This is a genomic window from Pseudomonas sp. TE3899, from assembly GCF_056279105.1.
On record NZ_JBWBQR010000001.1, the window covers coordinates 3,739,324 to 3,751,780 of the forward strand.

Sequence of the window (12,457 nt, forward strand, 5' to 3'; positions counted from 1 at the left end):
CGGTTTGAGCGACAAGTTGCAAGCTACAAGCGGCAAGACAAAAGCAGATTGGCTTTTACTTACAGCTTGAAGCTTGCCACTTGCCGCTGCTTCAATTCAATTCAGGTGTTCGACACGGATCCGTACAACCGGACCGACGACACCCGCCAGGGCTTCCAGGGCGGTGATCGCATCGTTCATGTGCTGTTCCAGCACACGGTGGGTCAGCAGGATCATCGGCACCAGGCCGTCGTGTTCTTCGACTTCCTTCTGCATGATCGATTCGATGTTGATGCCGCGCTCCGACAGGATGCTCGCCACCTGGGCCAGCACGCCTGGATGGTCCTTGGCCTGGATCCGCAGGTAGTACGCGCTTTCGCAGGCTTCGATCGGCAGGATCGGGTGGGCCGACAGCGAATCCGGCTGGAAGGCCAGGTGCGGTACGCGGTTTTCCGGGTCGGAGGTCATGGCGCGAACCACGTCGACCAGGTCGGCGATCACCGACGAAGCGGTCGGCTCCATGCCGGCGCCAGCGCCGTAGAACAGGGTCGAACCGGCCGCATCACCGTTGACCATCACCGCGTTCATCACGCCGTTGACGTTGGCGATCAGACGATCGGCCGGAATCAGCGTCGGGTGTACGCGCAATTCAATACCGGCGGCGGTGCTGCGTGCCACGCCCAGGTGCTTGATGCGGTAGCCCAGCGCTTCGGCGTAGTTCACGTCAGCGGTAGTCAGCTTAGTGATGCCTTCGGTGTAGGCCTTGTCGAATTGCAGCGGGATGCCGAACGCGATGGACGCCAGGATCGTCAGCTTGTGGGCGGCGTCGATGCCTTCGACGTCGAAGGTCGGATCGGCTTCGGCGTAACCCAGGGCTTGCGCCTCGGCGAGTACGTCTTCGAAGGTGCGCCCCTTCTCACGCATTTCGGTGAGGATGAAGTTGCCGGTGCCGTTGATGATGCCGGCGACCCAGTTGATACGGTTGGCGGACAAGCCTTCACGGATCGCCTTGATCACCGGAATGCCACCGGCCACGGCCGCTTCGAACGCCACGATCACGCCCTTCTCGCGAGCCTTGGCGAAAATCTCATTACCGTGAACGGCGATCAGTGCCTTGTTCGCGGTGACCACATGCTTGCCATTCTCGATGGCCTTGAGTACCAGCTCACGGGCAACGGTGTAGCCGCCCACCAGCTCTATAACGATGTCGATCTCAGGGTTCGTGGCCACTTCGAACACATCGTTGGTAATCGCAATACCGGTCGTCTGGAACTGAGGCTTTGGCGTGCGCGTGGCAATTTGTGCCACTTCGATTCCACGCCCGGCACGACGAGCAATTTCCTCGGCGTTGCGCTGAAGTACGTTGAAGGTACCGCCACCGACGGTCCCTAACCCACAGATGCCTACTTTGACCGGTTTCACTGTGAACTCCCCATAAAACGGCCGACGCAAGGCCGGCCGTGAAAACAACCGCATGCTCGCGGTTCTCTATTAATGGCCCGGCAGACAGTGCCGCCAGACCATGATCGTCAAAGGCTGACCGTGACGATGCGAATTATTTCGCGCCCAGCGCCAGTTTGGCGACTTGTGGCGCAGGCTGGTAGCCCGGAATGACCTGGCCGTCGGCCAAAACGATGGCCGGCGTGCCGTTCACGCCGATCGACTGACCGAGGGCGAACTGCTTGGAAACCGGGTTATCGCACTTGGCGGCCTTGATTTCCTTGCCATCGACCATCTTGTCCATGGCCGCTTTCTTGTCCTTGGAGCACCAGACCGCTTGCAGCTGTTCGTCACCCGGCGAACCCAGGCCCTGGCGCGGGAACGCGACGTAACGCACTTCGATGCCGCGCTTGTTCAGCTCCGGCACTTCGGCGTGCAGCTTGTGGCAGTACGGGCAGGTGGTGTCGGTGAACACGGTGATGTGCGACTTGGTTTCGCCGATCGCCGGGTAGACCACGGTTTCTGCGACCGGGATGTCGTTGACCAGTTTGGAAACGCCCAGGCGCTCGGTTTTCTCGGTCAGGTTGACTGGCTTGCCGTCCTTGAGCTGGAACATGTAGCCCTGCATCACGTACTGACCGTCGGCGCTGGCGTAGAGCACGCGACTGCCCTTGAGTTTGACTTCGTACAGGCCGGCCAGCGGGCTGGCGCTGATGCTGTCGATCGGGGTTTCCAGCTGGAGGCTTTCCAGGCTTTTACGAATGGCTTTGTCGGCCGCATCATCGGCGACGGCAAAGGTGCTGACCAACGCAATGGCTGCGGCGGCGAAAATAGGGGTCAGACGCATGAGAACTCCTGAAGGCGGACAAATGGGACGATCAGAACGCCCGTGCCGAAACACCGGGTCACAATCGCCCATCGTGCAAACCGGCAAAGCCTACCACATAAGGCTGGTGGGGCCGAATGCACCTGATACCAGGCAACATACGGCTGGCAACATTCATTGTGGCGAGGGAGCCACAGTCGATCAAAAAAGGATCCGCTAGCCGCGCGGGTGGTGTTTGGCGTGCAAATCCTGCAAACGGGCTCGGGCGACGTGGGTGTAGATCTGGGTGGTCGACAGGTCGCTGTGGCCGAGCAGCATTTGCACCACCCGCAGGTCGGCGCCGTGGTTGAGCAGGTGCGTGGCGAAGGCGTGGCGCAGGGTGTGCGGCGACAGTGACTTGCCGATCCCGGCGACCTTGGCCTGGTGCTTGATGCGGTGCCAGAAGGTCTGACGAGTCATTTGCTCGCCGCGCTGGCTCGGGAACATCACGTCACTGGGCCGCCCGCCGAGCAGTTCGCCACGGCCGTCACGCAGGTAGCGCTCGACCCAGACAATCGCCTCCTCGCCCATCGGCACCAGCCGTTCCTTGCTGCCCTTGCCCATCACGCGCAACACGCCTTGGCGCAGGTTGACCTGTTCCAGGGTCAGGCTGATCAGCTCGGTGACCCGCAAGCCGCAGGCGTAAAGCACTTCCAGCATGGCGCGGTCACGCTGGCCGATGGCTTCGCTCAGGTCCGGGGCATTCAACAAGGCCTCGACGTCAGCTTCCGACAGGGATTTGGGCAACGGCCTGCCGAGTTGCGGCATATCGACGCGCAACGTCGGATCGACGGCGATCAGCTTTTCCCGCAGCAAATAGCGATAAAAGCCACGCACGCCGGAGAGAAATCGGGCGGTGGAGCGGGGTTTGTAGTTTTGCTCGAGGCGCCAGGCCAGGTGATCGAGGATCAATTCGCGTCCGGCGTTGATCAGCTCCAGATTCTTTTCCTGTAGCCAGCCGTTGAACAGGGCCAGGTCGCTGCGATAGGCATCACGAGTGTTATCGGAGAGGCCTTTTTCCAGCCACAGGGCGTCGAGGAATTGGTCTATCAGGGGGTGGTCGATGGCGGGCATAGAGGCTCAGGTCACGGGAAAACTGGGGGCAAGTCTTTCATAGCCGGACAGGCCTTCACAGTGCCAGATGCAATTGCGGTGACGGCATGATCACCTGTAGGAGCGAGGCTTGCCCGCGAAGACGGACTTACATTCAACATTGATGTTGGCTGATATGACGCCTTCGCGGGCAAGCCTCGCTCCTACGGGTAAGGGTTGTATCGGGTAAATCGCAGGCAACAAAAAAGCAGCCCGAAGGCTGCTTTTTTCTGCATCGGAAGCTGGACTTAAGCCAGTTTTTCCTTGATGCGAGCTGCTTTACCGGACAGGTCACGCAGGTAGTACAGCTTGGCTTTACGTACGTCACCGCGACGTTTAACGGCCATGCTGTCGATTTGCGGGCTGTAGGTCTGGAAAGTACGCTCTACGCCAACACCGTTGGAGATTTTGCGAACGGTGAATGCACTGTTTACGCCGCGGTTACGCTTGGCGATAACAACACCTTCGAACGCTTGCAGACGCGAACGGTCGCCTTCCTTTACTTTCACCTGAACGACAACAGTGTCGCCCGGGGCAAAGGTAGGGATCTCTTTGGTCATCTGCTCTGCTTCGAGTGCAAGAATGATTTTGTTAGTCATGCTGTGCTCCTAAGGTAAATCGTCGGATTTACCATCGATACGTTGTTAACTATCGTCCCGCTCGCGGATGTATTCCTCGAGCAGCTTCTTCTCTTCTCCAGAAAGCGAGCGGCTTTCCAGAAGATCGGCGCGTCGTTCAAAGGTCCTACCAAGGGACTGCTGTAAACGCCAACGCCGGATATGCGCGTGATTGCCACTAAGCAACACGTCGGGAACACGCTGATCCGCATACACCTCCGGTCGGGTGTAGTGCGGGCAATCCAGCAGACCATCCGTAAAGGAATCTTCCTCGGCGGAGTCCGCATGCCCTAAAGCTCCAGGCAGCAGTCGTGTAACCGCATCGATCAGGACCATCGCCGGCAGCTCGCCGCCAGACAGTACATAGTCGCCAATCGACCACTCTTCATCGACATGAGCTTCAATAAAACGCTCGTCAATGCCTTCATAGCGGCCGGCAATCAGGATCAATGCATCCAGATTCGCCAACTCGCGCACCGCCGACTGAGTCAGTTGACGGCCTTGGGGGGACAGGTAAATAACCTTCGCCGCCTCCCCGGCTGCTGCCTTGGCCTGAACCAGAGCATCTTCCAGGGGCTTGATCTTCATCACCATGCCCGGGCCACCGCCAAATGGGCGATCGTCCACAGTGTGATGTCGATCCGTCGTGTAGTCTCGCGGATTCCAACAGGTGAGCTGCAACAGCCCCTGTTTCACCGCACGACTGGTGATGCCGTACTCGCTGATGGCGGAGAACATCTCGGGAAACAAACTGATCACTTCTACGCGCAAGTTAGCCACGCTTAGAAGTCCGCATCCCATTCCACCTTCATCTCGCCTGCGGCAAGGTCGACTACCAACACGCATTGCTCCGTATAGGGCAACAGGCGTTCTCGATCGTCCAGGCTGCCAGCGCAAGGCTTGACCACCATTACATCATTGGCGCCGGTTTCCAGAAGATGATCGATCTTCCCGAGCAATTGCCCGAGTTGGTCAATGACCTTCAGACCTTCCAGCTGGTACCAGTAGTACTCGCCGTCGGTCAAATCAGGGAACAGGTTGCGCGGCACGCAGATCTCATAACCGGCCAGAAGACGAGCTTCTTCACGATCATCGAGACCCTTGAGCTTTGCGACCAGGAACTTGTCGTTCCCGCGTCCGCTGACCAGCTCAACCTGCTTTACGCTGCCTTCGCGCTTGAGCGTCCAGGTTTTGTATTGCAAGAGGTTTTCTGTTGGATCAGTAAAGGAATACACCTTCACTTCGCCGCGAACGCCATGAACAGAATAGATTTTGCCGATAACGATCAAATCATCAGCAACAGCAGGCGTCGCGTTCATATTGCTCAGGCCGCAGCCTTAGCAGCGTCCTTCAACAACTGAGCAACACGCTCAGAAGGTTGTGCACCAACGCTCAGCCAGTAGGCTACGCGCTCTTGGTTCACGGACAGACGGACTTCTTGACCACGAGCAACAGGGTTGAAGAAACCAACCTGTTCCTTGTGCGAACCGTCGCGCGGGTTGCGGCTGTCGGTTACGGTCAAGTGGTAAAACGGGCGCTTTTTGGAGCCGCCAAGGGCAAGACGGATTGTTAGCATGTGAACATCGTTCCTGTAGTCGGTGCTGCAAATCTAAAGGCACAGCGGGCATAGGTGCCCGAAAGGCCGCATATTCTAAGGAATATCCGGACTTTTGCAAATGTCTTTTTCCGGCGGCCTTCCGGTCGCCATCAAGATTTGCTATAGAGCCGTCGTTGAAAACGGCCAGTCAGCTCCCGCCAAGTGCGGGTTTGCTGGAGTTCCCGCATCGCTGCGGGTCTGCGCCGACATGACTGCCGGCGCGGAATCTTTACATCTTGGGCATGCCGCCGCCGGGCAACATACCGCCCATGCCGCGCATCATTTTGGCCATTCCGCCTTTTGCGGAGAATTTCTTCATCATCTTCTGCATCTGCTTGTGCTGCTTGATCAAGCGACCGATGTCCTGCACCTGGGTGCCGGACCCCATGGCGATCCGACGTTTGCGCGAACCGCTGATCAGCTCAGGGTCGCGGCGCTCGGCCGGGGTCATGGAATTGATGATGGCTTCCATCTGCTTGAATTGTTTCTCTGCCGCGCCCTGGGCATTGCCCATTTGCGCCAGGTTCACACCGCCGATGTTCGGCAGTTTGTCCATGAGGCCGCCGAGGCCGCCCATGTTCTTCATCTGTTGCAGCTGATCGCGGAAGTCTTCGAGGTCGAAGCCCTTGCCCTTCTTCAGCTTCTTGGCCAGTTTGTCGGCCTTGTCCTTGTCGAGGGTCTGCTCGGCCTGTTCGATCAGGCTGAGTACGTCGCCCATGCCGAGGATGCGCGAAGCAATACGCTCAGGGTGGAACGGTTCGAGCGCTTCGCTCTTCTCGCCCATACCGATGAACTTGATCGGCTTGCCGGTGATGGCACGCACCGACAGCGCGGCACCGCCACGGGCGTCGCCGTCGACCTTGGTCAGGATCACGCCGGTCAGCGGCAGAGCGTCGCCGAAGGCCTTGGCCGTGTTGGCGGCATCCTGACCGGTCATGGCATCGACCACGAACAGGGTTTCGACCGGGTTGATCGCGGCATGCAGCGCCTTGATCTCGCCCATCATCTCTTCGTCGATGTGCAGACGACCGGCGGTATCGACGATGACCACGTCGATGAATTTACAGCCGCGCTTCTTTAATAGCGGCTTGCGCGATGTCGACCGGCTTCTGGCTCAGGTCGGACGGGAAGAAAGTAACGCCCACTTCACCGGCGAGCATTTCCAGCTGCTTGATCGCCGCCGGACGGTATACGTCCGCAGACACGACCATGACGGTCTTCTTCTTGCGCTCTTTAAGGAAGCGCGCAAGTTTACCGGCGGTGGTGGTTTTACCAGCGCCCTGCAAACCGGCCATCAGTACGACGGCTGGCGGAACGGCGCTCAGGTTCAAGTCTTCGTTGGCCGCGCCCATCAGGCTTTCGAGTTCGGCCTGGACGATCTTCACGAAGGCCTGGCCCGGCGTCAGGCTGCGCGACACCTCGGTGCCGACGGCGCGTTCCTTGACCGAATTGACGAAGTCCTTGACCACCGGCAGGGCGACGTCGGCTTCGAGCAACGCCATGCGCACTTCGCGCAGGGTGTCTTTGATGTTGTCTTCGGTCAGCTTGGCCTTGCCGGTGACATGGCGCAGCGTCTGCGAGAGACGGTCGGTTAAGTTTTCAAACATTGCGCGATCCTTTCAGGCCCTGTGTAGACCGGGATAATGGCGGCCCAGACCGGAATAAACATGTGCTCGGCGAGCCTGCGGCGTGGGCAGGTCGCGGATTATAGCGAAGACTGCGTCTGGCGGACACCTCGCACTTTCGTGTGATGTGGGTTCTATGCCAAACTCAGCGCCTTTCGGGCTTGCCTAACAGGATTTATGCTCCCCTTGTCACCCAGTTTGCTTACCACTCTCGCCGCCGCCTGCTTATATGCCGCTGCGACTCTCTATCAGGGCACTCGCCTGGCTTCCGGTGCCAAGGCGAACAAACGCCTGCTGGTCACGCTCGGCGTACTGGCCGTGCTGGCTCACAGCGCCAGCCTGTTTACCCACTTGCTGACGCCGATCGGCCTGGGCCTGGACTTCTTCAGTGCTGCCAGTCTGATTGCTGCGGCGGTCATCGCCCTGACCCTGATCGCCTGCTCTCGGATCCCGGTGGAGAACCTGCTGATCCTGCTGTTCCCGCTGGGGCTGGCAACGGTGCTGCTGGCGCAGTTCGCTCCCGCCGGCACCGTGCAGATCATCGACGAAGAACCGGGCATTCTCGCCCACATTCTCTTGTCGATCCTGGCCTACGGCATGTTCACCATTGCGGTGTTCCAGGCGTTGCTGCTGTTGGTGCAGGATCACCAGCTCAAGCACAAGCACCCGTCCGGGCTGATCAAGAACTTCCCGCCGCTGCAAACCATGGAAAGCCTGCTGTTCGGCTTTCTCTGGGCCGGCTGGACCCTGCTGTCGCTGTCGCTGATTTCTGGCTGGCTGTTCGTCGAGAACCTGTTTGCCCAGCACCTGGTGCACAAGACCCTGCTGGCCTGCCTGGCCTGGATCGTGTTCAGCGTGTTGCTGTGGGGCCGTAATCGCCTCGGCTGGCGTGGGCACAAGGCGATCCGCTGGACCCTCGCCGGTTTCTGCCTGCTAATGCTGGCCTATTTCGGCAGCAAGCTGGTTCGTGAATACATTCTGCACATCTGACGGGCGGCAAAAATGGACGACTTGCCCATAGGGCCGATGCTTGCAGTGATCGCCCTGCTGATTTTGTGGTCGGGGCTGTTTACCGCCATCGAAGTCGCGCAACAACATTTGTTGGCCCAACGCACCGCGTCGCGCTCCAGCGATAAGCCGGTGGCGAAGCTGAGCTTCCCGCTCAACAGCCTGATTCTCTGCAACACCCTGTGCCGTGCGCTGGCGATGGTCATCAGCACCTTGCTGGCGATTTTCACCTGGGCAGAGAACGGTCCGTGGGTCGCTGGCATCGGCGCCGGTGTGATCCTGCTGGTGTTCGCCGACTACCTGCCGCGCACCCTCGCCGTGCGCTATCCGGACACGATCCTGAGCCTGGGCAACACCCTGCTCGGCGTGCCGCTGAAAATCATCTACCCCGCCGCCTGGCTGCTCAATGGCATCAGCCAGTTGCTGACGCGCCCCTTCGCCCGCAAGGTCAAAGTGGTGCAACAGAGCGAAGACGAGGCGCCGGTGGATCGCCACGACGAACACGAACACGCGCCCATCCGCCCCCATGCGCTGTCGGGCATCCACGCGCTGGACAACATCACGGTCAATGACATCCTGGTGCCACGCAGTGACGTCGACGGGATCAACCTCGACGATTCGCTCGAAGAGATCATCGAGCAGTTGCGCAACAACCGGCGCACACGCCTGCCGGTGTTCCACAGCGACATCAACCAGGTCGAAGCGGTGCTCAACACCCGACAGATCCGTCATCTGTTGCCGGACGCCACCTTGACCCTGGAAGCGCTGCTCGCGGCCTGCCACGAACCCTACTTCGTGCCGGAAAGCACGCCGCTGCAGTTGCAGTTGCTGAACTTCCACAAGCAACAGCGGCGTCTGGGCATGGTGGTGGACGAGTACGGCGAAGTGCTCGGCATCGTGACCCTGGAAGACATCCTCGAAGAAATCGTCGGCGAGTTCGAAAGCGAGCACAGCCTGGACAACCCGCATATTCATCCACAGGCCGATGGCCGACTGGTGATCGAGGGCGCGGCATCGATTCGCGAACTGAACAAGAGCCTGGGCTGGCACCTGCCCAGCGATGGCCCGAAAACCCTTAACGGCTTGGTCACCGAGGCGCTGGAGACTATCCCGGAGAGCGCGGTGTGCCTGAAGATCGGGCGCTATCGACTGGAGATTCTCGAGACTGAGGATAATCGGGTGACACGGGTGTTGGTCTGGCATACCAGTTCGGTGCCGGTGCTCTCCAAAACCTGACACGGCCCCTTGTGGAAAGGAGCTTTTGTGGCGAGGGGGTTTACCCCCGTTGCGCTGCGAAGCAGTACCAAAACCTGCAACCGTGTTTAATCTGATGCACCGCGTCCGTCGACTTTACGACTGCTTCGCAGCCTAATGGGGGCAAAACCCCTCGCCACAAAAGCCACCACCACCCCTTGCCCCCTTGTTTGATCGTTAGCCGCCTTCCTATAATCGAGCCGCTTACCCAAGCGCCGCCCTACCCCCGTGCTACCCGCACGCCGCGTTAAACCCACATCCCTGGGTGTTCGACCATAATAATTCGCTCCACTGGAGCATGACTGTCAGGGATCACCGCATGACGACCAGCACCGCTTATAGCGATACCACGCCTGCCCAGCCGACGAACTCCGCCACCCGCGTGGCCACGGCGAGTTTCATCGGCACCGCCATCGAGTTCTACGATTTCTACGTCTATGCCACCGCCGCCGCGCTGGTGATCGGGCCGGTGTTCTTTCCGCAGACCTCCGGCACCGCGCAGATGCTTTCGGCGTTTCTCACCTTTGGCATCGCGTTCCTGGCGCGGCCACTGGGTTCGGCGCTGTTTGGCCACTTCGGTGACCGTATCGGGCGTAAGTCGACGTTGGTCGCTTCCCTGCTGTTGATGGGTGTCTGCACGACGTTGATCGGCGTGCTGCCGGGCTACGACAGCATCGGAGCCTGGGCGCCGATTATGCTGTGCGTGTTGCGCTTCGGCCAAGGGCTGGGGTTGGGTGGCGAATGGGGCGGCGCGGCGCTGCTGGCGACGGAGAACGCCCCCAAGGGCAAACGCGCCTGGTTCGGCATGTTCCCGCAGTTGGGCCCTTCGATCGGTTTCCTCGCGGCTAATGGTCTGTTCCTGACGCTTGCGATGACGCTGAGCGACGATCAGTTCCGCTCGTGGGGCTGGCGGATTCCGTTTCTGTTGAGCGCGGTGCTGGTGATGGTCGGCCTGTATGTGCGCCTCAAACTCCACGAAACCCCAGTGTTCGCCAACGCGATGGCGCGCCAGGAGCGGGTGAAGATTCCGCTGGTCGAGCTGTTCAGCCAGTACTGGGCGCCGATGTTGCTGGGTGCCGGGTCGATGGTGGTCTGCTACGCGCTGTTCTACATCTCGACCGTGTTTTCCCTGAGCTACGGGGTGTCGACCCTCGGCTACACCCGGGAAACCTTCCTCGCGCTGCTGTGTTTTGCGGTGCTGTTCATGGCCGCCGCGACGCCATTGTCCGCCTGGGCCAGTGACCGTTACGGGCGCAAACCGGTGCTGATCATTGGTGGCGTGCTGGCGATTTTGTCCGGTTTTCTGATGGAACCGCTGCTGACCCACGGCACGACCTGGGGCGTGGCACTGTTCCTGTGCATTGAGCTGTTTTTGATGGGCGTGACATTTGCGCCGATGGGCGCGTTGTTGCCGGAGCTGTTTCCGACCCACGTGCGATACACCGGAGCGTCAGCGGCGTACAACCTGGGCGGCATTGTCGGGGCCTCGGCGGCGCCGTTCTTTGCGCAGAAACTGGTGGCGATGGGCGGTTTGAGTTATGTCGGCGGGTATGTATCGGGGGCGGCGGTGCTGAGTTTGATCGCGGTGTTGTGCCTGAAAGAAACGCGGCATAACGATTTGAATCGGGTCTCATAAGGATCGTTCCCCACGCTCCGCGTGGGAATGCAGCCAGGGACGCTCTGCGTCCCAAAAGCGGACTCGGAGCGTCCGTTGAGGCATTCCCACGCAGAACGTGGGAACGATCTTTGTAGCCTTACAACTCGACTACAACAGCCTGCGAAGCACGAGTTGCCTTGGCGCGCGCCGCTTCAATCGACTCATCCCGCGCCAACGCCACGCCCATGCGACGCTGGCCGTTCACTTCAGGCTTGCCGAACAGACGCAACGCCGTATCCGGCTCGCTCAGGGCAGCACCCAGATTGGAGAAAGCGGTCTGGGTCGACTGCCCTTCCACCAGGATCACCGCCGACGCCGATGGACCGAACTGCCGGATCAATGGGATCGGCAGGCCCAGAATCGCCCGTGCGTGCAGCGCAAATTGCGACAGGTCCTGGGAAATCAGGGTCACCAGCCCAGTGTCATGCGGGCGCGGCGACACTTCACTGAACCACACCTGATCACCTTTGATGAACAGCTCGACGCCAAACAGACCACGGCCACCCAAGGCCTCGGTCACGGCTTTGGCGACGCGCTCGGATTCGGCCAGGGCAATCGGGCTCATGGCTTGTGGCTGCCAGGATTCCTGGTAGTCGCCCTTCTCCTGACGGTGGCCGACCGGTGCGCAGAACGTGGTGCCACCGATGTGACGCACGGTCAGCAGGGTGATTTCGTAGTCAAAATCGATAAAGCCCTCGACGATTACCCGACCTTTGCCGGCGCGGCCGCCTTCCTGGGCGTAATCCCAGGCGGTTTTCACGTCTGCGGTGCTGCGCAGCAGGCTCTGGCCTTTGCCCGACGAACTCATCACGGGTTTGACGACGCAGGGGAAGCCCAGGTCTTCAACGGCCTTGCTGTAGTCCTCGAAAGTGTCGGCGAAGTGGTACGGCGAAGTCGGCAGGTCCAGCTCTTCGGCGGCCAGGCGACGGATGCCTTCGCGGTTCATGGTCAACTGCGCGGCGCGCGCGGTCGGGATCACGGTGAAACCTTCGGCTTCCAGTTCGACCAGGGTCGCGGTGGCGATGGCTTCGATTTCCGGCACGATGAAGTGCGGCTTCTCGGCTTCGATCACGGCCCGCAGGGCGGCGCCATCGAGCATGTTGATCACATGGCTGCGATGGGCGACTTGCATGGCCGGCGCGTTGGCGTAGCGGTCCACGGCAATCACTTCAACACCCAGGCGTTGCAGCTCGATCACCACTTCCTTGCCCAACTCGCCACAGCCACACAGCAATACGCGGGTCGCGGTTGGCGACAATGGAGTTCCGATACGGGTCATCTGAAGGTCCTCAAAGAAGCGGATCATCGAGGGTCGCAGCGCCA

General features: G+C 60.2%; 11 protein-coding genes and 1 pseudogene. 3 read left to right on the forward strand and 9 right to left on the reverse strand.

Features of this window, described 5'->3' with window-relative positions; genetic code table 11:
* Positions 1-96 precede the first annotated feature (96 nt).
* The 8 genes and pseudogenes from ACZ89E_RS17180 to ffh form a co-directional block, all read right to left on the reverse strand.
* Positions 97-1,401 (reverse strand): homoserine dehydrogenase, encoded by a 1,305-nt coding sequence (locus ACZ89E_RS17180; RefSeq protein WP_133837176.1) that lies wholly within the window; start codon positions 1,399-1,401, stop codon positions 97-99.
* A gap of 133 nt (positions 1,402-1,534) precedes the next feature.
* Positions 1,535-2,266 (reverse strand): bifunctional protein-disulfide isomerase/oxidoreductase DsbC, encoded by a 732-nt coding sequence (dsbC, locus tag ACZ89E_RS17185; RefSeq protein ID WP_133837175.1) that lies wholly within the window; start codon positions 2,264-2,266, stop codon positions 1,535-1,537.
* A gap of 195 nt (positions 2,267-2,461) precedes the next feature.
* The gene (gene xerD, locus ACZ89E_RS17190) at positions 2,462-3,358 is read right to left on the reverse strand and encodes a site-specific tyrosine recombinase XerD (RefSeq protein ID WP_123405600.1); all 897 of its coding nucleotides are present in this window, start codon (positions 3,356-3,358) and stop codon (positions 2,462-2,464) included.
* Positions 3,359-3,624: 266 nt separating this feature from the next.
* Positions 3,625-3,975, reverse strand: coding sequence for a 50S ribosomal protein L19 (gene rplS / locus ACZ89E_RS17195; RefSeq protein ID WP_063322826.1), 351 nt, complete (start codon positions 3,973-3,975; stop codon positions 3,625-3,627).
* A 45-nt stretch (positions 3,976-4,020) separates the two neighbouring features.
* Positions 4,021-4,794 (reverse strand): tRNA (guanosine(37)-N1)-methyltransferase TrmD, encoded by a 774-nt coding sequence (gene trmD, locus ACZ89E_RS17200; RefSeq protein ID WP_154503229.1) that lies wholly within the window; start codon positions 4,792-4,794, stop codon positions 4,021-4,023.
* Entirely contained in the window at positions 4,776-5,312 is a 537-nt protein-coding gene (rimM, locus tag ACZ89E_RS17205; RefSeq protein WP_149657446.1) for a ribosome maturation factor RimM, read from the reverse strand. The genes trmD and rimM overlap by 19 nt, the downstream gene beginning before the upstream one ends.
* Before the next feature lie 5 nt (positions 5,313-5,317).
* Positions 5,318-5,569, reverse strand: a complete 252-nt coding sequence (gene rpsP, locus ACZ89E_RS17210) for a 30S ribosomal protein S16 (protein WP_007944872.1) — start codon at positions 5,567-5,569, stop codon at positions 5,318-5,320.
* Positions 5,570-5,819: 250 nt separating this feature from the next.
* Positions 5,820-7,197: pseudogene (ffh, locus tag ACZ89E_RS17215) on the reverse strand (signal recognition particle protein).
* A gap of 195 nt (positions 7,198-7,392) precedes the next feature.
* Here ffh and ACZ89E_RS17220 point away from each other — a divergent pair.
* From ACZ89E_RS17220 to ACZ89E_RS17230, 3 genes are all read left to right on the forward strand, one after another.
* Positions 7,393-8,205, forward strand: a complete 813-nt coding sequence (locus tag ACZ89E_RS17220) for a cytochrome C assembly family protein (protein ID WP_133837172.1) — start codon at positions 7,393-7,395, stop codon at positions 8,203-8,205.
* Positions 8,206-8,217: 12 nt separating this feature from the next.
* The gene (locus ACZ89E_RS17225; RefSeq protein ID WP_149657448.1) at positions 8,218-9,459 is read left to right on the forward strand and encodes an HlyC/CorC family transporter; all 1,242 of its coding nucleotides are present in this window, start codon (positions 8,218-8,220) and stop codon (positions 9,457-9,459) included.
* Positions 9,460-9,796: 337 nt separating this feature from the next.
* Positions 9,797-11,113: an MFS transporter gene (locus ACZ89E_RS17230; RefSeq protein WP_476256114.1), complete on the forward strand. Its 1,317-nt coding sequence runs from the start codon at positions 9,797-9,799 to the stop codon at positions 11,111-11,113.
* Between the two features lie 118 nt (positions 11,114-11,231).
* Here ACZ89E_RS17230 and purT read toward each other — a convergent pair whose 3' ends face one another.
* Complete coding sequence (gene purT, locus ACZ89E_RS17235) at positions 11,232-12,413, reverse strand: formate-dependent phosphoribosylglycinamide formyltransferase (protein ID WP_149657450.1); 1,182 nt, start codon at positions 12,411-12,413, stop codon at positions 11,232-11,234.
* Positions 12,414-12,457 lie beyond the last annotated feature (44 nt).

Coding starts and splice junctions, on each gene's coding strand:
- purT (WP_149657450.1), bottom strand. CDS start 12,413: ATGACCCGTATCGGAACTCCATTGTCGCCAACCGCGACCCGCGTATTG.
- rplS (WP_063322826.1), bottom strand. CDS start 3,975: ATGACTAACAAAATCATTCTTGCACTCGAAGCAGAGCAGATGACCAAA.
- rpsP (WP_007944872.1), bottom strand. CDS start 5,569: ATGCTAACAATCCGTCTTGCCCTTGGCGGCTCCAAAAAGCGCCCGTTT.
- rimM (WP_149657446.1), bottom strand. CDS start 5,312: ATGAACGCGACGCCTGCTGTTGCTGATGATTTGATCGTTATCGGCAAA.
- dsbC (WP_133837175.1), bottom strand. CDS start 2,266: ATGCGTCTGACCCCTATTTTCGCCGCCGCAGCCATTGCGTTGGTCAGC.
- ACZ89E_RS17230 (WP_476256114.1), top strand. CDS start 9,797: ATGACGACCAGCACCGCTTATAGCGATACCACGCCTGCCCAGCCGACG.
- xerD (WP_123405600.1), bottom strand. CDS start 3,358: ATGCCCGCCATCGACCACCCCCTGATAGACCAATTCCTCGACGCCCTG.
- trmD (WP_154503229.1), bottom strand. CDS start 4,794: ATGGGATGCGGACTTCTAAGCGTGGCTAACTTGCGCGTAGAAGTGATC.
- ACZ89E_RS17225 (WP_149657448.1), top strand. CDS start 8,218: ATGGACGACTTGCCCATAGGGCCGATGCTTGCAGTGATCGCCCTGCTG.
- ACZ89E_RS17220 (WP_133837172.1), top strand. CDS start 7,393: ATGCTCCCCTTGTCACCCAGTTTGCTTACCACTCTCGCCGCCGCCTGC.